Origin of the sequence: Vibrio sp. YT-17, assembly GCF_033337375.1 — a bacterium.
Classification (GTDB): Bacteria; Pseudomonadota; Gammaproteobacteria; order Enterobacterales; family Vibrionaceae; genus Vibrio; species Vibrio alginolyticus.
On the sequence record NZ_JAWOQP010000005.1, the window covers coordinates 27,987 to 48,908 of the forward strand.

Below are 20,922 nucleotides of genomic sequence, written 5' to 3' on the forward strand. Positions count from 1 at the left end.
GGCATCAGAAAGAAAAGGGAGCCGAAGCTCCCTTAGAAATGATTATGTCTATTCGCGCTCAGATGCGTATGCGTAAAGCATTTCTAGTGCGATGGTTGCTCCCGCTAGTGCGGTAACATCACTGTGGTCGTATGGAGGCGATACTTCGACAACATCCATACCCACGATATTCATGCCGGCTAAACCACGAATAATTTTCAGCGCTTTGTCTGAGTTCAAGCCACCACAAACTGGTGTACCAGTTCCCGGTGCGAAGGCCGGGTCTAAGCAGTCGATGTCAAAAGTGACATATACTGGCTTGTCTGCGACGGTGCGACGAATTTCTTCTAGGATCTCGTTCACCGACATGTCATTCGCTTGCATCGCATTAATCACATTGAAGCCGTGATCTTGCTGTTTGTACTCCGTACGAATGCCGATTTGTATTGAGTTCTTTGCTGAGATCAAACCTTCTTTCGGCGCATGGTAGAACATCGTACCGTGGTCGTATGAACTGCCATTTGCATAGGTGTCCGTATGAGCATCAAAGTGAATCAACGCCATTTGGCCATGATGCTTCGCATAGGCACGCAGGATAGGTAGCGTAATGAAGTGGTCACCGCCCAATCCCAACATGGTTTTACCACTTTTTAGAATTTCACTGGTTGCCGCTTCAAGGCGGTAAGTAAAATCTTCCGCATCACCGCAATCGAACACGAGATCACCTGCGTCGATCACTTTCAGTTTATCCAATACGTTGAAGCTCCAAGGGAACTTCTTACCTTCCCATGCCAAGTTGACTGAGGCACGGCGAATTGCATCTGGACCCATACGCGCACCTGGACGACCAGATGTTGCCATGTCCAGAGGGACTCCCAACACCACAACGTCTGCGTCTGCCGATACCGGGTTACGAATGTACGGCAGACGTAAAAACGACATAGAGTTGGAGTAAAGCGAATAATCAGTTTTAGTAAACAAATCATTCATATCAGAAGTCCTCTAAATAGGTGTATCCTGCTAGACCTTGTTCTAGTTCTGCTAGGATTTGTGCTTGTTCATTGGCTTCAACTCGCTGTGAAACCAATTGTTTATAATTGTCACGAATCGCATCCACGTCGATATGAACGTAGCGCATCATGTCTTCTACACTATCACCTTCGTTGATGTAACTGATCTCAAATTGACCATGTTCATCAACATTGACTACAGCACTGTGGGTATCACCAAATAGGTTGTGCATGTCACCAAGGATTTCTTGGTATGCGCCTACTAGGAAAAAGCCCATTAAGTACGGTTTGTCTTTGCTCCAAGCTGGTACAGGTAGCGTGCTCTCGATGCCTTGACCATCAACGTAGTGATCGATCGCGCCATCAGAGTCACATGTGATGTCCAACATCACTGCACGACGTTCTTCCGCCTCGCCAAGACCAGAAAGTGGCAGAACAGGGAACACCTGATCAATACCCCAAGCATCTGGTAGAGATTGGAAGAGAGAGAAGTTCACGAAGAACTTATCCGCAAGACGTTCGCTCAACTCGTCCAGAATCGGACGGTGGAAGCGATTCTTAGTGCTCATCTTTCGGCTTAATTCGAAGTAAATGCGCAGTGACAATTGTTCTGCCCACGCACGTTGTTCCAAGTTAAGCACACCTGTAGCAAATTGAGAGTGCACTTCTGCCAAATCACTTTGGGTATCATTGTAAATCTCAATTAACGCACGAGCGTCTGTACCATCTTGCAAGTTTTCCCAGTTTCGCCACATGTTTTGTAGCAAAAGCGGAGCGTCCTCATCAAGCTCATGTACTTCTTCCGGTAGGTACGACTCGGTACCAATTACGTTAGAAATCAATACAGCGTGGTGCGCTGTTAGCGAGCGACCCGATTCCGAAATGATCACTGGCATTGGTTGTTCGTATTGCAGACACACATCGCCCACTGTGTTCACAATATTACGTGCGTATTCTGCAAGGCCGTAGTTCATCGAATTCGATGATTGGCTGCGTGTGCCGTCATAATCCACTGCCAAGCCGCCGCCCACATCGAAGTACTCGATGTTTGCACCGAGTGCGCGTAGTTCGCAGTAGAAACGTGCAGACTCGTTCACACCATTGCGTACATCACGGATGTTTGCCATCTGTGAACCAAGGTGGAAGTGAACCAGTTGCATCGCGTCTAGGTTGCCTTCGCGTTTAAGACGTTCAATAACGCTAAGCACTTGCGATGCTGATAAACCAAACTTCGATTTTTCACCGCCACTTGCTTGCCATTTCCCTGCGCCTTGAGAGGCGAGGCGAATGCGTAAACCAAGGCGCGGTTTTACGCCCAAACTTTTCGCTTCTTCTAGTACCAGATCCAGCTCAGAAAGCTTCTCTAGTACGATGAATACCTTGTGACCCAGCTTTTCACCGATCAGTGCAAGACGCACATACTCACGGTCTTTGTAGCCATTACACACGATCACGGAGCTACCTTGTTGAGCCAATGCAAGTACCGCCAACAATTCTGGCTTGCTACCCGCTTCAAGACCAAGCTGCTTGGTTTCTAGTTGAGCTTGGCTCGCTAGAATTTCATCCACCACTTCACGTTGTTGGTTTACTTTAATTGGGTACACCAACAAGTATTTGTTTGGATATTGGTATTCTTCAATTGCTTGGTTGAATGCGTGGCAAATACCATGCACACGTTGGTGCACGATTTGCGGGAAGCGTACTAATACAGGCAGATTTAACTGCTTCGCTTCTAGCTCATTTACAATAGCGCTGAAAGGGATTTGATGTGCACGATCACTACGTGGTGATACATATACTTCGCCTTGGTCATCAATGCCGTAGAAACCTTGGCTCCAGTAGTGAACGTTGTAGTCCGCGCGGATGCGGTCTAATTTAGTTGCTTTTTCCAACTCGATTCTCACAAAAATGTACTTAACTCCTTAATTAATTAGAAGGAAAAGTACAAAAAAGCAAATCATGAGGCATTTACCTCATACCCTGACACGAACTCCGTGTGCGCGCATTAACGGATAAAAGTGCCTTTGAGTCTAATGATTAAAATCTATCATCTCGATTATGATTTGTTGTCGTCGCTACGTGTGAATATTTGTTTACCGAAGCGTCCATTCTGCTGTTATAGTTGGTCTGACCAGTAAGGGTTCGGTCATGAAGCATCTCACTAAAATAAGGACATATTTTGCAGCTGCACAGAATTCAGGGGTACATTCAGACCATGTATCTCGCCGAATATCCCGATAAATTATTGTTGCTTGATGGTGCCAGTCGAGCAGACATTCCTCATCTTAAAGACTTTATTGAACATCAACTCCATCGTCCTTTTTCTGACCTAAAGTTGGTTGTTGTGACCCACATGCATCCAGACCATGCTGGTGGTGCGCACAAACTACGTGATTTAACAGGATGTAAGCTATTGGCCGCAAAGCGAGAGAGCCAGTGGTATAGCGGTGTAGACGGTTGGCTAATGCATTTGACCGATTTAATGTTAGCACGCTGGATGGCGAATCGGATGCGTAAACCAAAGCAAAACCTTTGGTATTCCCGCAAGTTAAATCCAGATATTGAACTTATTGATGGAGAGTTTATTCCTGGATTTGATGATTGGCAGGTGCTAGAAACGCTAGGGCATACTGATCGAGATCTGTCGGTTTATCATTCTGAACAAGATGTGTTGTATGTGGCGGATTTAATGGTGCAGGTGAAAAAGCATCTGATTGCGCCGTTTCCCATATTTCATCCGAATCAATATCGGCAATCATTAAAGCGTGTGTTTGAGATGAATCCGCAATGTTTGCTTTTGGCACATGGGGGAGAGGTGACTTTGGATGAAAAAGCGTATCAGCACATTTTGAATACAGCGCCAACTAAGCCAATGACGCACTGGCGAGTGACAAAAGTTAAAGCGAAGGGATTGTTGTTTGCGTTATTTCGTAGGAAGTAGGCGAAGATAAAGCCAGACGAGTGATGCTCAACAAAAACGTTCGATCACTCATCTGAAGCTACGGGGTTAAGATGCCAATAAGTGAGATTGGCTAGGATCAACGAGCACTTTGTCTGCCATGCCCTGACGACCTAACAACATCATGTAAGTCATTTTTTCACGGTTAGTCAACGTAATGTCGATTGGCCATTGTTGGTCGCCCATACGCAGCATCGTTGTGATCACGCAGCGGTGCTCAAAAGTACCGTTAGAAGATTTAACCTTACGGTTTGCTTTTAGTTTCGCTGTGCAGCGAACCACTTGTTCTAAATGGTATACATCTGGGTGTAGATCGAATGCAACATAAGACTGACCATCTTTTTCAAAGCAATCAATATTGTCTACATGTAATGAAGAGGTTTGAGCGCCTGTATCAATACGCGCTTCAAGGTGAGTAATCCCTAACTCTGGCAAGCAAATAGCTTCGGCATTCCCAATGATCATTTTCTGATTCATAGTGTCATCCTAGCGACGAGTAACAAGAGAGCCGGTTTTTGGCTCTCTTGTGCGTTAAACAAAAATCAACCTTTACCGCGAGTACGGTTTGAATTTGGCTTAGCGTTTTTCTCGATAAAATCGAAGATCATACCTGCAATGTTTTTACCCGTTGCTAGTTCGATGCCTTCTAGACCAGGGGAAGAGTTCACTTCCATTACCACTGGGCCATTTTTAGATTGAAGGATATCCACACCACAAAGGTTCAAGCCCATCACTTTCGCTGCATTTACAGCGGTCGCACGCTCTTCTTTGCTCAAACGCACGAGTTGTGCAGAGCCACCACGGTGAAGGTTAGAACGGAACTCGCCTTCTTTTGCTTGGCGCTTCATTGCGGCAATCACCTTATTTCCGACAACAAAACAACGGATGTCCGCGCCTTTTGCTTCTTCGATAAATTCTTGCACCATGATGTTAGCTTTCAAACCCATGAAAGCTTCAATCACGCTTTCTGCCGCTTTATTTGTTTCAGCAAGTACAACACCAATGCCTTGAGTGCCTTCTAGCAATTTAATTACTAGAGGTGCGCCACCAACGTTTTTGATCACGTCCTGAATGTTGTCAGGATGGTGAGCAAAGCCAGTGCGTGGCAAACCGATGCCTTTACGTGATAGCAGTTGCAATGAGCGCAACTTGTCACGAGAGCGGCTGATCGCGACAGATTCGTTGACACAAAATGTACCCATCATTTCAAACTGACGTACAACAGCAGTGCCGTAAAACGTAATAGATGCCCCAATACGTGGAATAACAGCATCGTATTGCGGTAATTCTTCACCCTTGTAGCGGATCTTAGGGTTGTTGCTCGTAATGTCCATATAACAGTGAAGCGTGTCGATCACATCGATTTGATGCCCACGTTCTTCACCCGCCTGTTTTAGGCGCATGGTTGAATATAAATTCTCATTACGAGAGAGAATAGCAATACGCATGGCAATTCCTTAGTAAGTCAGTACCAAATTAAAATATAAGTATAGAGCATAGAATGCAGTAGGCAGGTGATCATGTTATGACATAACCTACTTACTTCAACGATTTAGAATTGTGGTTGAACAACCACGTCGTCAGAGGTGCGCACCTTAGGGCGTTTTTTTGTGAGATGAAAACGAAAAAGCATCGTCGACACGACAAAAATATTTTATCGAACGCTCACGCCTTGCGGTATGAGACTGTCAAGGGTGAGATAAATAAAATTGAGCAAAAATTTCATCGCTTTGTCACGAATTATCGCTTAAAAAAGCGGCCAATTTGACCGCTGTTTTTAGCTGTTTTGATAGTGACTTAAAAAAAGTTCCGCCGTTTGGGTAGCTAACAGCCTAGATTCTTCATTCGACAAAGAGGGGCGAATTCCCATTAACTGCGGCCAGAATGCACTGCCTTTAAGTAAGTTGTGCAATTGAGTGCTTGCTATATGTACATCATCAATTTGCAAAGCGCCACTGTTCGATTTCTCAGTAAGCCAGCGGTACAGGGCGGTTTCCTGTTTCGACATTTGTTCTGCTTGTTCTTTGAGATCTTCTGGCTTAAATAAGAAGTGCCCAAATGCCACTTTTGCCAGCTCAATATAGTTTGGTTCCGTCACCACAATGATCTCGCTGTAGAGTAATTCAATCAATTGACCTTTGAGTGGCAGAGTGGCCAAGCGTTTAATATCGCTTTCCATCATTGACGAACGCCAAAGCTCAGTCAGCAACTCCGTCACGATCGCTTCCTTAGAAGGGAAGTGATTATAGACCGTGCGCTTAGAGACTTGTGCGATTGCAGAGAGCTTATCCATGCTGGTGTTTTGCACCCCAAACTCTTGGAACGCTTGCCTTGCCGCGCACAAGATGGCTTCTCTTTTGGTTTCGCTACGACTTTTTCTTTTTACATTCATAAGCTTGCTAAGTTAAGAAGATCATTTCTTGATCTATTTTACACTAAGTAGTTTACTTTTGATAATTAGAATGTAAACTGCACCGTGTAGTTTACTTTTGTTCGGGTTAACTTTTTATGAAAAAAACTTTGCTAGCCACAGTAGGAGCGTTCGCGATGGGTACATCCATGATTTCTTGTTCTAATGTTGATACTGAAAAAGCGCCAACATACCCGGACAAATTTGCAAATACAGAGTTGGAATACAAAAGCGGTTTGGGCGACATGTTCGAAATCATGAAAGCGTATTTTACGACTGAGCGCCTTAACCCAACACCAACGATTGAAATTCCAGTGCATGCGATCACAGCGCGGCAACTGTTAGAAGAGCAAGATGACGTCATCTATCGTCTGGGTCACTCAAGCGTATTAATGAAGCTCGACGGAAAACTGGTGATGACCGACCGTGTATTCAGTGATCGCGCGTCTCCTGTACAATGGGCAGGGCCAAAACGCTTTCACCAAACCCCCATCACGATAGAAGATTTGCCAACTATCGATGTGGTGGTGATCAGTCATGACCATTACGATCACCTAGATAAAGCTTCTATTAAAGTGCTAGGCGACAAGGTGGGCACTTTCTTGGTACCGTTAAAAGTTGGCCAATTACTGGTGAATTGGGGTGTGCCGAAGGAGAAAGTGATCGAGCTAGATTGGTGGGAGTCACATTCTGTCGACGGTATTGAATATACATTGACTCCGACTCAGCATTTCTCCGGTCGAGGTTTGACAGACCGCGATACGACACTGTGGGGCAGTTGGGTTATTAATGCACAACAACACAAAGTGTTCTTCAGTGGTGACTCTGGTTACTTCAATGGCTTTAAAGAGATTGGCGAAAAGTACGGTCCGTTTGACTTCACCATGATTGAAACAGGTGCGTACAATGAACTCTGGTCAGACATTCACATGTTCCCAGAGCAAAGCGTTCAAGCACACATCGATGTGCAGGGCAAAGTGATGATGCCGATCCATAACAGCACGTTTGATTTATCAATGCACGATTGGAATGAGCCAATGCAACGTGCGTTAGACATCAGTGAAGAGCGCGGTGTTACGTTGGTGAGCCCTGAGATTGGTCAACGCTTGGCGATTGCGGAGCCTCAGCCTGCTAAGGCATGGTGGCAATAATTGCTGAGCTAAACAGCCAAACACCAGAATAGTTAAGTCACTTATCAGTAGTTACTATTAGTAGTTACGTGGTCAGGGATAAGGATAAAGGTGCGATGAAAGCAAAGTGGACGTTATTACTTACATTAAGCATTCTGCCCACCTTTGCACTAGCAGGGGTAGAGCAAGATATCTCGACGTTGATAAAACGAGTTGAGCAATCCTCTTGCACCTTTATCCGCAACGGCAAGGCGTACACTAATCAAGAAGCGGCAGAACACATGCGCAATAAATGGGATTACGCCAAAGATGACGTTGATTCCGTGGATGTGTTTATAAAAGAAGTTGCGTCGAAAAGTTGGTTATCTGGCAAACCATATTGGGTGGATTGCCAAGAGGAACGCATTACCAGCGAAGAGTGGCTAACATCATTGATGCGCACCACCGATCACATCCAATAACACTTCTTTGATGGTCTGATAGCGCAGAGGTAGAGCACGACTGCGCTTACGAACCAGAAATAGCTCTTCACATACAGTGTTTTTCAGTTGAGCAATGTATAACGTGTCTTTTAGTGGAAAATTGTCGACCGCACTTTGAGGCAGCACGGTGAAGCCAAGTCCTTTGCTGACAGGCAGCAAAATTTGGCTCAATTGATTTACGTAGCCGGATAATGGTAAATCGCTCATCTTAATTTCTTGGAGCTGTGGTTCTTCACATTGGTCAAAAAACAGCGTCATGTAATGCTCGGCATCAGGGTGGCTAATGACACCACAGTCATGCAAGAGTTGTGGCGTTATCTGCTTATTTTGATAATGCTTTGGCAGAACCAAGCACAACCTCTCTTTACCAATTCGCTCACTGTGAAACAGACCTTTGTTGGGAACATCAGTCACGATACCAATATCGATGTGCCCTTGCGTTATGGCGTTGAGAATAGATTGATTTGGCGCGGCTTCTAAATGTAACGATAAGCTCGGGTGCTGTTTTTGCTTCTCCAAAATGGGCCCATACAACATTAACGCCATTGCACCAGAACAAGCCAGTTTACAGTGGCCTGAAAACGCATCATCAAAACTGAGCTCTTCGAGCAGCTTCTTCTCTCTATCTTCTAACTCGAGCGCATATGCGTAGACAATCCTGCCTTGCTCGGTTAATTCGAAGCTTTTGTTTTCGCGCTTGATCAAGGCATGCTGACAGCTTTGCTCTAATTTTTTGATGTGTTGGCTGACGCCAGGCTGAGTCATAAAAAGTTTTTCTGCCGTTTGCGTAAAATGACCGACTTCAATCAATGTCTTAAATGTATGTAACCAAACAGGATTAAGCATAGTGTGTGATTTTCTGAGAGCTTTGTTGGGAGACGTAAAGAAAATGATAGCACGGTGTTTTATGAAAACAGAGAAGACTTAAACGATAAAAGATGAATCGTTATCAATACATTACAGACAAAATAAAACCCCGCCTGGTTTCCCAGACGGGGCTTATTCTTTTTCGCAGCAATCCAGCTACTAATAGGTGCTCCCTGCATCTATCCTTGATTGTGGCTAAGTCCTTTAACCGAGTTCCTTGTTCATCGCCTTCCTAGCGGTGTCCATTCTTGCCTATCATCCTGACGGGCGAACTCTATCCTAGAGCTTAACTACATCCTTGCTGACAACTCATCCTAAGTTATCAAATCTTCATCCTGAAGATACCCAATCCTTTAGGCTTTTTTCCTGTTCCCGCCAACATCCTGTCGACAAATTGAGTATTGATGTTTTGCTGATTTGACTCAATTAACTTTTCTAAATTATTTTTACTTATTATTTTAAGTGAATTTAAATATTGCTTTTAAATCATATATTTAATGTTTTTTCTGGCATTGCTCTTAGAGGTGATTAATCTATTTGCTTACAACTCTTGTAAGAGATCTCGCACAAGTTTGGTGGTAAATGTATTAATGTGCGCTTTTTGTTCCGAGTTCTGTGGATTGAACTGGATCACAATGCGTTAAAAGGGAGACGATAAAGATGAAAGTGAATTGATCTTGAGTAGAGATTTGTTTGAAAAGAAATAAAAATTCTTGCGGTTTTTATAAACAGTATGGTAAATCTGAAATGCCCACCTTGTTAATCCTTATTAAGATTCAATGACAGTATAAGTAGGGAACTTGATTGCCATTTTTCTGTCATATCTGGTGAGTAAGTTAACCGTGTCAGATAGATAATATGCCGTTTGCCAGTAAAAACATGCTGCAAGAAACCGGTAATTATCATTATGTTGTGAAATTGGTCACGGTTAAATGATTGGTTCCCTTATAGATTGAAGGGGATACGACCTTAGACAATAAGCTCCATGAGGAGCGTTACTTATATAAGATGAGGGACTTTACTATGAAAAAGACTAGAAGAGCTCAGCTACATCGTGTGCGTATTCAATACTGGAAAGACACGAAAGACGCACCAGCTAAAAAATCATAGTTAATTATACCTAAAGGCACGAGCTGGCTGTGGAACGCAGTTTCCCGTTGATTGCCAGCTCAAAAACACCACAATCACATTCACTCCGCGCAACTTCCCAACCCACCTATTTTTACTATCGCATTCTTCAAAAAATAAAAAAGCCAGTCTTAAGACCAGCTTTCTCTACCATTTATTGAGCTCTGCGTATTACAGGTTGCCCTTTAGTTACAGGTAGTTGGCGTCAACTAGTTCGCCCGCTTGCGCGCTTTTCACTTCTGGGCGTGCTTCTAACCATTTGATAACTTGCGCTTTCTGTTCTTCAGTCGCACTGCCGTAACGGTCAGTAGAACATAGGAAGCCTTCAAACAGTTCTAGACCACCGCCACCGAAGCAAAGACCAAGCTCGTCAATGTAGTCGATAAAGTCATCAACGAATGCATCGTAACGGTCGAAGTCGTTAATGTCTGTTTCACAGCTGATCTCGAAACCTAGGATTGCGAACTCACCTAAGAACAGCTTTTTACGGATACGACGGCTCTTGTTATCGATCTTGTCTAATTTCATGATTATCTCTCGTAGATGATTTGATTTCGTACACCTTATACCTTCTATCATACTTTAGCCCAAGTAAAATCAGAATGAAGCGATACAGTTGGTGATTATGTGACCAGAATTTAATTGCTTCGTTAGCTGTGTTGGTTGGTTTGCAGTATTGTTGAAACACAAGTTTCATATGTTTTAAGCACTTTTGTCATTTTTCTTATCCAAACTTCTTGCCGTTCAACTAATCACTTATTTATTAATTAAACTATAAGATCGGGAAAGTAAAAATGAGCAAGGAAACCTTTGACGCGACGCGTTATAACCAAAGTGAAAACAAACCATTTGAAGAAGTATTAGAAGCGAGCCTATCTCGACGCAGCATTCTGAAAGGTGGTTTAGGTATCAGTGCGATGACAGCGTTTGGTGCTTTCGGATTGGCTGGTTGTAACTCGTCTGACTCAGGGAGTACAGTAAGCAGTGGTTCGGGCGCATCTAAAGCCGTTCTTAACTTTGAATCTATCCCTGGCTCACTCACTGACGCAGTTTCAATTCCACAAGGCTACACCGCACAAGTACTAGTACCTTGGGGAACACCACTTAATGCGCAAGGCAGCGCATGGCAAAATGATGGTACCAACACCAGTACCGATCAGTTAAATGCGCTAGGCATGCACCATGACGGCATGCATTTTTTCCCATTGAACGATAGCACTACAGATGGCTTGCTATGTATTAACCACGAGTACATCGACACATCAGCACTGCATCCAAACGGTCCGACGGTTGAAAATGGCGTACGTACCATTGTAGATGAAGTGCGCAAAGAGATTAACGCGCACGGTGTATCAGTGGTTCGCATTCAACTGGAAGACAACATGTGGAAGTTGGTTGATACCGACCCACTAAACCGTCGTTATACTGGTGCGACAGTCATGGATTTGTCTGGCCCGGTAGCCCACACATCTTTAACTGTCACTCGTTTCTCACCAGATGGCAGCCAAGCGCGTGGTACGTTAAACAACTGTGGCAACGGCTACACGCCGTGGGGCACTTACTTAACGTGTGAAGAGAACTGGCCAGGTTACTTTGTTAACGCCGGGACTCGTACAGAAGAGCAAGATCGCATTGGTGTCGATGACCAAAGCACTCGTTACCTATGGGAGACATTAGCAGGAAATGCAGAAGAGCGTCTTGATGAGTTCTCTCGCTTTAATGTGGCTCCAACAGGAGCAAGTGCGATGGATGATTACCGTAATGAAGCCAATGGTCACGGTTACATTGTCGAGATTGACCCTTACACGCAAAACTCACGTGCGAAGAAACGTACTGCGCTAGGTCGTTTCCGTCACGAGGGCTGTACTTTCGGTAAGCTTGAAGAAGGCAAACCAGTGGTATTTTATTCTGGTCACGATTCTCGCTTTGAATACCTATACAAATTTGAATCTGCGGCAGCGTGGGATCCAGCAGATGCTAACCCTGATAACCGCTTGGCGATGGGTGACAAGTACATGGACGAAGGCACACTGTATGTGGCGCGCTTCAATGAAGACAGCACAGGTACTTGGTTACCATTAACGCTTGATAGCGTAACAACCGCTGGTGGTACATTAGCGGATCACTTTGATTCACTGGCTGAAATTATCATCAATACTGCGGGTGCGGCGGATTTAGTTGGGGCAACACCAATGGATCGACCAGAGTGGTGTACGGTTGATCCATTCACGGGTTCAGTATATTTAACATTGACGAACAATACGCGCCGTACAGATGAAACCAATCCTGCGAATCCACGTTTAAATAATAAGTTTGGTCATGTTATTCGTTGGGATGAAGGTGCTTCAGCAACTGACTTTACTTGGGATATCTTTGTGTTTGGTTCGCCAGCAAATGGTGATGCAGATACCAACCGTTCTGGCTTGAATGAGTTAAACCAGTTTGCGAGCCCAGACGGATTAGCGTTTGATGGCCGTGGTATTTTGTGGATTCAAACGGACAACGGCGCAGATGAAGTCACGTCTTACACCAATGATCAAATGTTGGCTGTTGTGCCATCTAAGCTAACAGATGAGAATGGTGATCAAGCTGTGATTGGTGCGGATAATCAAGCTGAATTGAAACGCTTCTTTGTCGGACCAAATGGTTGTGAAGTAACAGGCTTTACCATCAGCCCTGATTACAAATCATTGTTTGTGAATATTCAGCACCCAGGTAACTGGCCATACAGTGAAGATGCAGCCGAAGAAACGCCTGCTGGTGTTTCTGTGCGCCCACGAGCGGCGACAGTGGTTATTCGCCGTGAAGACGGTGGAGAGATTGCAGTTTAATCTCTAAATGAATAAACACCTTAAAATTCAAGCCCTGCAATTGCAGGGCTTGATGGTTTAGGCGAATGCCTAGTTGCACTTTATACCTAGACAACAGGCTTATCTTTTCAATGAACCGCCTGAAGTACGAATCACGTCTTGATACCAGAAAAAGCTTTTCTTGCGTTTACGTTCTAGCGTTCCTTGCCCATCATCATGACGATCGACATAGATAAAGCCGTAACGTTTGCTCATCTCAGCGGTTGAGTTCGCGACCAAATCGATTGGTCCCCAACTGGTGAAGCCCATCAGCTCAACGCCATCAAGAATCGCTTCGTGTGCTTGCACAAGGTGGTCGTTCAAGTAAGCGATGCGGTAATCATCCTGAATCTCACCGTTTTCATCGATTTCATCACGCGCGCCTAAGCCATTTTCTACGACGAACAGTGGCTTTTGGTAGCGATCGTGAAGGAAGTTCAGCAGAACGCGAAGACCTTTTGGATCGATCAGCCAGCCCCATTGGCTCTTTTCAAGATATGGGTTTGGTACGCTATCGACGATGTTACCCACTTCTTTCTGTTTCGGATCCGCGCTAGCACAGCCACTTGCGTAGTAGCTGAATGAGATGAAGTCGACACTCGCAGACGCAATTTCTTCTAAGTCGCCTGCTTCCATCTGAATTTCAATGCCGTTTTCGCGGAAGTAACGCTTCATGTAGCCAGGGTACTGACCACGTGTTTGCACATCACCGAAGAACAACCACTTGTTGTTTTCATGCATTGCAGCAAGCACGTCATCAGGGTTACAGGTATATGGGTAGTTGATTGCGCCAAGCAGCATGTTACCAATCTTGCCGTTTGGTACGATTTGCTGACACAGTTTTACCGCTTTTGCGTTGGCGACTAGTTGGTGGTGAATCGCTTGGTAAATCTCTTGTTCACTGGCGTCTTCTTGCAAACCAACACCAGTAAATGGTGCGTGCAGTGACATGTTGATTTCGTTGAACGTTAACCACAGCTTCACTTTGTCTTTGTAGCGTTCCAGCACAGTGCGAGCATAACGTTCGAAGAAATCGATGACGCGACGATCGCCCCAACCACCGTAGTTCTCGACCAGTGCGTAAGGCATTTCGTAGTGAGATAATGTCACGAAAGGTTGGATGTTATGCTCGGCAAGTTCGTCAAAAATTTTATCGTAGAACGCCAAACCTTCTTCATTAGGTTCTAGCTCGTCACCGTTCGGGAAGATGCGGCTCCATGCTAAAGATAGGCGCAGACAGTTAAAGCCCATCTCCTTGAATAGCGCGATGTCTTCTGGGTAGCGATTGTAGAAGTCGATCGCCACATCTTTGATACCCGGTGTACGTTCTTCACGGGTTTGATACGGACTCAAAATACCGTTTGGCAGCATGTCTGATGTCGATAACCCTTTACCCCCAAGGTTGTACGCCCCTTCTACTTGGTTTGCAGCAATGGCACCACCCCAAAGAAAATGTTCAGGAAACTTAATCATGTTTCTCACTCTTTATATTTAGGAAATGTTTGTGGATTTATTGCTTGAGAATAGTGTAGGAGACACCTCGATACTTGTATCGAGATCGTATTTTTCTCAAACAGCGGGGATGCTTAGTTCTAATGATGATTTTGTAATCAATATCAACCTAGGCTGATTTGAACAATAGAGTGAAAGTCAGCCCATTTTGTTCATTCTTATGCACGGTAATTTGTCCGTTCATATCACGCATATTGTTGGCCGTAATCGCTAAACCCAGCCCCAATCCTTCACCAATTTTCTTTGAGGTTTGGAAGGGTTCGAACATGGATTCAAGCATCTCATTCGACACGCCACAGCCATTGTCACTGACGATCAGTTCGACCTGATTAACAGTTGGATTGACGATCAAGTTGAGCTGCGGGTTGGTGGTGTTGTTCATTGCGTCTAGCGCATTCGAGACAAGATTACCGAGTACCTGAAGCAGTCGTTGTTCTTCACCCATGACGTTAGGTAAGTCATGAGGAACTCGAACACGTACATCCACTTTGTCTAATTGGGTTTGATAAACGCGTAAGGTCTCTTCGAGTGCAGAGGTGAGAGAAATTGCCTGTAAGCTTTCTGGTTTGTTGTAGGCGAACGTCTTTAACTGACTGGTCATGCTTGCCATACGATCAATCAGCTTCTGTACCAAAACATTGTTGGCTTTCATCATCTCGGTTTCGCCACGTTCCGCTAGCAGCTCGTTTGTAGTGAGCAGGGTTCGCAAACCTGTTAGTGGCTGATTGAGCTCATGAGTGATCGCGCTCGACATGCGACCCAAAGCGGCCATTTTGCTCGATTCAATCAACTGGCTTTGTGCTTCTTTTAGCGCTTGAGTTCGCTCTTCTACTCGCTGTGCCAGTTCTTGGTTGACCTGTTGCAGTGACTGTTCGGCTTTTTTCCGCTTGCTGATGTCGATGATCGTTGCAAGGAAATACTGCTCGCCATGCCAAGGGAAACTGGTTAGCGAGAACAGGACAGGGAAGACGCTTCCGTCACTGCGTCTGGCAATGGTTTCGACCGTGCTGATCTCTGCGAGCTCTTTATGTTTAGGTAAGTCTTTCAGTAGCTTAAGTGTGGTGGAATTGGGATTGCCTGCATCGAATAACTCCCAAGCAAAAGCGTGTCGATTGACGCTTTCTGGTAAACAGAACAAACGCTTCGCCATTGGGTTGAGATCGAACAGTTGACCTTGTTCATCAATCAATAGCAAACCAACGTGGGTCTTATTGATCATCTGTTTCAAGCGGCGTTGGGACTCTTCCAACAGGGCTTGAATTCGTTGTTGGTTGATGTGCTTTTGGCGACGTTGTAGACCAATGATGACGAGTAATACAACCAATAAGAGCAACACAGCGACGCTCCAACCAATCACGTTGATGGTTTGTTGAATCGGCTTAGAAGGGGTGAGGTAGCTTACGTACCAATTCAAATCATCCAATTTAACGGTGTGCGCAAAATAGCGTTGCTGGTTGAGCGTCCACACACTGATATTGGTGTTGTCGTATAAGCGTTGCGTTTCTAACTGAACGGTGTTGCTCGGTTCGTTAAACCAGTCAGCGTTATAAAGCGCGCTACTCGATAGGAAAAAGCGTTGTTGACGATTCTGCAACGTGATGATGTCTTGGCTAGTAATGGTCTGTTCGGTCAACAAGCTAAGGTTGATTTGCACCACCACAATGCCAGCGATATCCAGACCATCGTAGATAGGGGCTGCAAGATAATACAATGGGCTCGAACCTTTGGTTTTGTTCACCAAGGAAACACCGCCGCCTTGGTTGTGAATTTGTTCCACAATGGCTTTGCGGTCAGACAGGCTAAAGCGCTCTTCGATTAAACTCGAGACCAATACTTCGCCAGAGTTAGACAGGATTAGCCAACCTTCCGTATTGGCGGCTTTATCTAGCTGAGTCAGTTGGGTTTGCAATGGCTCGTAATAAGTCAGATTCCCTTTCACAAACGCGATGGTTTCTGGGTTATTGGTTACGAGGTAAGGTAAGTGGTAGAAGCGTTTGAGTGCACGGCGAACTTCACCAATATAGTCGAGTAGTTTTTGTTGAGCTTCGGTTTGAGTTTGTACACTCAACCACTGACGGGCAACCTCTCTGCTGGCGCTATAGCAAGACAACATCAGCACTGCCGCAATTGCGACCACAAGCCATGTTTTGCCATTCCTTTTGCGCTGCATACCGACTCCATTCAGCTAGTGCGTTCTCACCAACAGTCATTAAAGAGTGCGCCTAACTGGTTGGATGTTAAAGACTTGTAAGCAAGAAGTGAGATCTAGCTCCTTTTCTCCTCAGTGGTTTTTGCTACCGTTAATAAAGATCGATTTCTTTCCCACCCCACAAAGCAGGCAGTAACTCATGGCTTTTGACGACATCCCTAAAATTGCACTTATCGAAGACGATGACATTGTTCGTCAGGCTACCAGCCAATGGCTGCAACTGGCGGGGTTCGATGTGACCTCATTCAGTTTAGGCGAAGAGGGCAAAGCGGCCATTCTGAGCCAAGAATTTGATGCGATTGTCAGTGACGTTCGCCTGCCAGACACCGATGGTTTGTCGATACTAGAAAGCCTGATTGCCAATCACGTCCCAACGCCAGTTATCTTGATCACCGGACATGGTGACGTCGATATGGCAGTAGGGGCGTTACAAAACGGTGCGTTCGATTTTATTGAGAAACCTTTCCAACCTGAGCGTTTATCCCAACGAGTAACCGAAGCGGTCGAGAGCTATCGCGCACAAACGTCTACTCAAGATCGCCAAGAGTACCTATCTAGCGTTAGCGGCTTAGAAGAGGTGTTGATTGGGCGAAGCCGAGTGATGCAACAGCTTAGAGAACAAGTAGCCAAGTTAGCACGCATTGATACTAACGTGATCATTTACGGCGAAACAGGTTGTGGTAAAGAGCTGGTGGCGACCAGTTTGCATAATGAAAGCCAACGCAGATCCTATCATTTTGTGCCAATCAACTGTGGCGCTATTCCTGAGAACCTGTTTGAAAGTGAGCTGTTTGGGCATGAAGCAGGGGCATTTACCGGAGCGGGTAAAAAGCGCATTGGTAAGTTGGAATACGCGGATAAAGGCACTTTATTCTTTGATGAAATCGAGAGTATGCCGCTGTCCATGCAGGTGAAAGTGTTGCGTTCATTACAGGAACATACGGTAGAGCGCGTTGGGGGCAACCAACAGATCTCAGTTGATTTGAGAGTGATCGCCGCCGCGAAAGAAGATCTCAATGATCATGACGAGTTTCGTCAGGATTTGTACTATCGTCTTAATGTGGCGCAGATCTATTTGCCACCGCTACGTGAGCGAGAAGAAGATGCGTTGATCTTGTTCGAACACTTTGCTCTGAAAAGTAATCCTGAGAGTCGTCTGCTGAGTGAAGCCGATAGAAAGGCCATTCTTGCTTACTCTTGGCCCGGTAACGTACGTGAGCTTAGGAATGTAGCGATGCGTTTTGCATTGGATGAAACCGTCTCCGTGATGGAAATTCTCTCTAGTCGACCATCCTCAACAACCGAAGAGACGCATGCGGGCGTGCCGTTGGCGATTCAGCTACATAACTTTGAACGTAAGGTGCTACATGATTCTTTAGTCAGGCATCATGGACGCATCAATGAGGTGATGCAGGAGTTGGATTTACCACGTCGAACCCTTAACCAAAAGATGCAGAAGTTTGGTTTGAATCGCTCCGACTATACTTAGTGCGATTTCTAGCTAATTCGAAATTACTGGCATAACAAACACGTTATGCGCTTTTGGCTGGAGCTGGGACAAACTTATAATTTAGGTCTTTACCTTCTCCAAACAAGGTAACGAGGTTCCTTCCAGTATGTTTAGAGCTATATAGCGCTTCGTCTGCTTCAGCAAGCGCCTCTTGAAGTGATTGCCCCTCAGATAACTGACTGATACCAAAGCTCATGGTCACTTCAGTTTTAAATGATTGCAAAGCGGTTTCAGTTTCGACCGCAAGGCGAATTTGCTCTGCGACAATTTTGGCTTGCTGTGCTTTTTCGAGCAAAACAATCATGAACTCGTCACCACCAAATCGCACAATGCAGGCGGACTCAGGAAGATGCTTTTTAAAAATAGTGGAGATCGTTGCCATGACGGAGTCGCCAACCGTGTGACCATAGTGATCATTAATCGCTTTGAACTTGTCGACATCAGTCATAATAATGCTGATTGCTTGGCTTTTTTTATGTGCTTTACTAACCAAGTTTGGAACGATTTCTTCCATGGCTCGACGATTATATAGCCCTGTGAGTGCATCTAAATGAGAGAGATCATTAATGGATTGCACCAAGCGTCCGTTAATTAACCACAGCATACTAAAGCTCAAAGCAACGATCAGGCAGATGCTAAATAAGAACGTCAGCTGATGGATAAGGCCTGCGACCATAAAGCTTGGTAACTCACCTGAAAAAGTACTCCAAAGCGCCCTAAATCCCATAAAAAAACTAAATCCAAAGAAAGAGTAAGCCATTGCTTTAACAGGGAGCTTTAAGTCCTTTTGGGTACCTTTAAGCATGGCGACACCACTAAAGAAGGTGACGATACAAATATACATGCTCAGATAAATAATGCGGCTTTTGATAGAAGGGTCATGGAAGGTGAAATAGTAAAATGAACCACTGAAAACAGGTGTTAACAAGGTAAGACAGTGAGCCAATTTTAAAGGGTATTGACGAAAAATGCTTACGCTATATAGCGTAAGCAAGAAGCCGACTAATATGAGAGTGTTGGCTATGACGATGGTCAGCCAGTCTGGCGCAGAGCCTCTAAAGCCAAGTAAAAAAGGGCCTAAACCAATAAACAGTAGTGATATCGAGAAGGTTTTTAAGCCTTTGACTCTACCCTGAGTGTATTGATAACAAAGCAGACTAATAGAGTAAATGCAAGAGAACAGAATAACGATAAAGTTCAGTGTTCTGATGTCTAGATACTGATTATCCATAGGCGACCCATATCAATCTTTCATTCAGGCAACTCCTTTGCCTGATATCAATAAGCGAGCTACATAGTAACGCACTTATTGAGCGATGTCTTATGTTAAACGGCTATTCATTCACCAGCTCGAATTGTTCGGTTTGGTTGGTTTTCGTCGTAAACAGCAGACCAACAATCATCATAAATACGCTAGGCACAATCCAGCTAGCAAAGTCATTGTACAGAGGCATGTAATTACCCATCCACTCATCAGTGGAACTTGGCATGTAACCTAGGATGTGCAGCGCATCAACACAACCAAACGTTAGAGCAGTGAATGCGGTTGCTACCACCATGATTTGCGACATCTTGTTGCGCACTGGTGCCATGATCATCAACGCAATCGCGACTGGGTGAAGCGCCACAACCGCTGGCAATGTGATAGCCAATAGTTGCTCTAGACCTACGTTGGCGATCAAACCAGCCAATACCATGGTCGTGATAACGCAGCCTTTGTAGTTCACTTTGCTGAAAGTGTTGTCGTAGAACTCACTGCCTGCGGTGGTTACGCCGATAGCAGTAGTCAAACACGCCAATACCATCACGGCACCTAGTAGTAGTGAACCAAACGCGCCGAAGTGGCTGAAGGTGAATGCCGTTAAAATGTCGCCACCATTGCTGAACTCAGAACCCAAGTATGAGCTTGTCGAGCCAATGTAAGCCAATGAGATGTAAACAAACGCCATGGCAACCGCGTACATCAAAGCTGCGATTAGCGTGTATTTTGCGGTGGCTTTCGGGCAATCCACACCCATGCTGCGAATCGCGCGGAAGATAATCCAACCAAAACCGATAGAACCTAATGCATCCATGGTCATGTAACCTTGGGTTAAGCCTTCAGCAAATGCACCAGATAGGTATGGTCCCGTTGCGGCAGTTAGCTCACCTGCAGGAGAAACCAAAGCCGTCACAGACATGATGATCAAGATTGCCATCAAGGCAGGCGTTAAGATCTTGCCTAGGTTGTCGACCAATTTACCCGGATATAGGGCAAATAGAATGGTGATAGCACAGAAGGCAATAGTGAAAGGCACCAAAGCTGCATCACCAAACATTGGCGCAAAGCTAAATTGGTAAGCCACGGTAATTGCACGTGGGATCACGAACGCAGGGCCAATCACGATAAACACCATCACCCAAAAACTGGTCGCCAAAGGTTTAGGTAGGGCAGCGGTTAATTTGTCTGAACCGTTTACGATAGCCACCATCACCAGTGCCATCGCAGGCAGACCTACACCCGTCAAGAGGAAGCCAGACATCCCGCTCAGAAAGTTTTCACCTGCTTGGTAACCCAAAAATGGAGGGAAGATCAGGTTACCCGCGCCTAAGTACATGGCGAAAGTCATGAAGCCCAAAGCGGCGATATTGCGTGCGCTTAACATTGTTATTCCTCTTATGTTTCGCTTGGAAGAAACTGAAAGGAATGGGAGGAGTATGTGGTGTTCCCGTCAGCTTCTTCTCAAGCTGACAGAAAGTTTAGATATAGCCTGTCAGCTCTGAATCAGTTTCAGAGAGAGCAGGAGGATCGCAGCAGCAACGCCAGATGGGCGTTTTAAAGCGAATTGTAATTGCGCAGTTGCTGACATGGGTGATCCTTAAAGACGAAAAAATACC

16 protein-coding genes are annotated in these 20,922 nt (G+C 45.1%); 5 read left to right on the forward strand and 11 right to left on the reverse strand.

Annotated elements, in window-relative coordinates:
• Positions 1 to 48 precede the first annotated feature (48 nt).
• Together speB and speA are read right to left on the reverse strand one after the other, a co-directional pair.
• Positions 49 to 969, reverse strand: a complete 921-nt coding sequence (speB, locus tag R7F67_RS06625; RefSeq protein WP_005374233.1) for an agmatinase — start codon at positions 967 to 969, stop codon at positions 49 to 51.
• A gap of 1 nt (position 970) precedes the next feature.
• Complete coding sequence (speA, locus tag R7F67_RS06630) at positions 971 to 2,881, reverse strand: arginine decarboxylase (protein ID WP_031778854.1); 1,911 nt, start codon at positions 2,879 to 2,881, stop codon at positions 971 to 973.
• Positions 2,882 to 3,204: 323 nt separating this feature from the next.
• On the opposite strand from speA, the gene R7F67_RS06635 reads away from it, so the two are divergent.
• Positions 3,205 to 3,930, forward strand: coding sequence for an MBL fold metallo-hydrolase (locus tag R7F67_RS06635; protein ID WP_005384195.1), 726 nt, complete (start codon positions 3,205 to 3,207; stop codon positions 3,928 to 3,930).
• Between the two features lie 66 nt (positions 3,931 to 3,996).
• On the opposite strand, the gene R7F67_RS06640 is transcribed toward R7F67_RS06635, so the two are convergent.
• The 3 genes from R7F67_RS06640 to R7F67_RS06650 form a co-directional block, all read right to left on the reverse strand.
• On the reverse strand, positions 3,997 to 4,425 hold the full coding sequence (locus tag R7F67_RS06640) for an ATP-dependent zinc protease (RefSeq protein ID WP_005384193.1): 429 nt from the start codon (positions 4,423 to 4,425) through the stop codon (positions 3,997 to 3,999).
• 65 nt (positions 4,426 to 4,490) lie between these two features.
• Positions 4,491 to 5,396, reverse strand: coding sequence for a 30S ribosomal protein S6--L-glutamate ligase (rimK, locus tag R7F67_RS06645; RefSeq protein ID WP_005374224.1), 906 nt, complete (start codon positions 5,394 to 5,396; stop codon positions 4,491 to 4,493).
• A 329-nt stretch (positions 5,397 to 5,725) separates the two neighbouring features.
• Complete coding sequence (locus R7F67_RS06650; protein WP_054576193.1) at positions 5,726 to 6,340, reverse strand: TetR/AcrR family transcriptional regulator; 615 nt, start codon at positions 6,338 to 6,340, stop codon at positions 5,726 to 5,728.
• A 155-nt stretch (positions 6,341 to 6,495) separates the two neighbouring features.
• Here R7F67_RS06650 and R7F67_RS06655 point away from each other — a divergent pair, with 155 nt between their 5' ends.
• Complete coding sequence (locus R7F67_RS06655) at positions 6,496 to 7,509, forward strand: MBL fold metallo-hydrolase (protein ID WP_318057133.1); 1,014 nt, start codon at positions 6,496 to 6,498, stop codon at positions 7,507 to 7,509.
• A gap of 95 nt (positions 7,510 to 7,604) precedes the next feature.
• A complete protein-coding gene (locus R7F67_RS06660) occupies positions 7,605 to 7,949 on the forward strand; it encodes a DUF5329 family protein (protein WP_017635527.1) in 345 nt (114 codons plus the stop codon).
• Here R7F67_RS06660 and R7F67_RS06665 read toward each other — a convergent pair.
• Positions 7,917 to 8,816, reverse strand: a complete 900-nt coding sequence (locus R7F67_RS06665; protein WP_017635526.1) for a LysR family transcriptional regulator — start codon at positions 8,814 to 8,816, stop codon at positions 7,917 to 7,919. The genes R7F67_RS06660 and R7F67_RS06665 overlap by 33 nt on opposite strands.
• Positions 8,817 to 10,154: 1,338 nt before the next feature.
• Entirely contained in the window at positions 10,155 to 10,493 is a 339-nt protein-coding gene (locus R7F67_RS06670; protein WP_005374208.1) for a YggL family protein, read from the reverse strand.
• 266 nt (positions 10,494 to 10,759) lie between these two features.
• Here R7F67_RS06670 and R7F67_RS06675 point away from each other — a divergent pair, with 266 nt between their 5' ends.
• Entirely contained in the window at positions 10,760 to 12,796 is a 2,037-nt protein-coding gene (locus R7F67_RS06675; protein WP_017635525.1) for a PhoX family protein, read from the forward strand.
• Positions 12,797 to 12,895: 99 nt separating this feature from the next.
• Here R7F67_RS06675 and R7F67_RS06680 read toward each other — a convergent pair whose 3' ends face one another.
• The gene (locus R7F67_RS06680) at positions 12,896 to 14,287 is read right to left on the reverse strand and encodes a 6-phospho-beta-glucosidase (RefSeq protein WP_318057110.1); all 1,392 of its coding nucleotides are present in this window, start codon (positions 14,285 to 14,287) and stop codon (positions 12,896 to 12,898) included.
• A gap of 148 nt (positions 14,288 to 14,435) precedes the next feature.
• Positions 14,436 to 16,496, reverse strand: coding sequence for a sensor histidine kinase (locus R7F67_RS06685; protein ID WP_064369501.1), 2,061 nt, complete (start codon positions 16,494 to 16,496; stop codon positions 14,436 to 14,438).
• 178 nt (positions 16,497 to 16,674) lie between these two features.
• On the opposite strand from R7F67_RS06685, the gene R7F67_RS06690 reads away from it, so the two are divergent.
• On the forward strand, positions 16,675 to 18,024 hold the full coding sequence (locus R7F67_RS06690) for a sigma-54-dependent transcriptional regulator (RefSeq protein WP_053349389.1): 1,350 nt from the start codon (positions 16,675 to 16,677) through the stop codon (positions 18,022 to 18,024).
• 43 nt (positions 18,025 to 18,067) lie between these two features.
• On the opposite strand, the gene R7F67_RS06695 is transcribed toward R7F67_RS06690, so the two are convergent.
• Positions 18,068 to 19,276 (reverse strand): GGDEF domain-containing protein, encoded by a 1,209-nt coding sequence (locus R7F67_RS06695; RefSeq protein WP_005374203.1) that lies wholly within the window; start codon positions 19,274 to 19,276, stop codon positions 18,068 to 18,070.
• 103 nt (positions 19,277 to 19,379) lie between these two features.
• Positions 19,380 to 20,690, reverse strand: a complete 1,311-nt coding sequence (gene brnQ, locus R7F67_RS06700) for a branched-chain amino acid transport system II carrier protein (protein WP_005374201.1) — start codon at positions 20,688 to 20,690, stop codon at positions 19,380 to 19,382.
• Positions 20,691 to 20,922: the final 232 nt, after the last annotated feature.

What these genes read in the sequence shown, in the direction of transcription:
- R7F67_RS06635 (WP_005384195.1), top strand. Translation starts at nt 3,205, where the DNA reads ATGTATCTCGCCGAATATCCCGATAAATTATTGTTGCTTGATGGTGCC.
- brnQ (WP_005374201.1), bottom strand. Translation starts at nt 20,690, where the DNA reads ATGTTAAGCGCACGCAATATCGCCGCTTTGGGCTTCATGACTTTCGCC.
- R7F67_RS06640 (WP_005384193.1), bottom strand. Translation starts at nt 4,425, where the DNA reads ATGAATCAGAAAATGATCATTGGGAATGCCGAAGCTATTTGCTTGCCA.
- R7F67_RS06685 (WP_064369501.1), bottom strand. Translation starts at nt 16,496, where the DNA reads ATGCAGCGCAAAAGGAATGGCAAAACATGGCTTGTGGTCGCAATTGCG.
- R7F67_RS06665 (WP_017635526.1), bottom strand. Translation starts at nt 8,816, where the DNA reads ATGCTTAATCCTGTTTGGTTACATACATTTAAGACATTGATTGAAGTC.
- rimK (WP_005374224.1), bottom strand. Translation starts at nt 5,396, where the DNA reads ATGCGTATTGCTATTCTCTCTCGTAATGAGAATTTATATTCAACCATG.
- R7F67_RS06655 (WP_318057133.1), top strand. Translation starts at nt 6,496, where the DNA reads ATGGGTACATCCATGATTTCTTGTTCTAATGTTGATACTGAAAAAGCG.
- R7F67_RS06695 (WP_005374203.1), bottom strand. Translation starts at nt 19,276, where the DNA reads ATGGATAATCAGTATCTAGACATCAGAACACTGAACTTTATCGTTATT.
- R7F67_RS06650 (WP_054576193.1), bottom strand. Translation starts at nt 6,340, where the DNA reads ATGAATGTAAAAAGAAAAAGTCGTAGCGAAACCAAAAGAGAAGCCATC.
- R7F67_RS06660 (WP_017635527.1), top strand. Translation starts at nt 7,605, where the DNA reads ATGAAAGCAAAGTGGACGTTATTACTTACATTAAGCATTCTGCCCACC.
- R7F67_RS06675 (WP_017635525.1), top strand. Translation starts at nt 10,760, where the DNA reads ATGAGCAAGGAAACCTTTGACGCGACGCGTTATAACCAAAGTGAAAAC.
- R7F67_RS06680 (WP_318057110.1), bottom strand. Translation starts at nt 14,287, where the DNA reads ATGATTAAGTTTCCTGAACATTTTCTTTGGGGTGGTGCCATTGCTGCA.
- R7F67_RS06690 (WP_053349389.1), top strand. Translation starts at nt 16,675, where the DNA reads ATGGCTTTTGACGACATCCCTAAAATTGCACTTATCGAAGACGATGAC.
- R7F67_RS06670 (WP_005374208.1), bottom strand. Translation starts at nt 10,493, where the DNA reads ATGAAATTAGACAAGATCGATAACAAGAGCCGTCGTATCCGTAAAAAG.
- speB (WP_005374233.1), bottom strand. Translation starts at nt 969, where the DNA reads ATGAATGATTTGTTTACTAAAACTGATTATTCGCTTTACTCCAACTCT.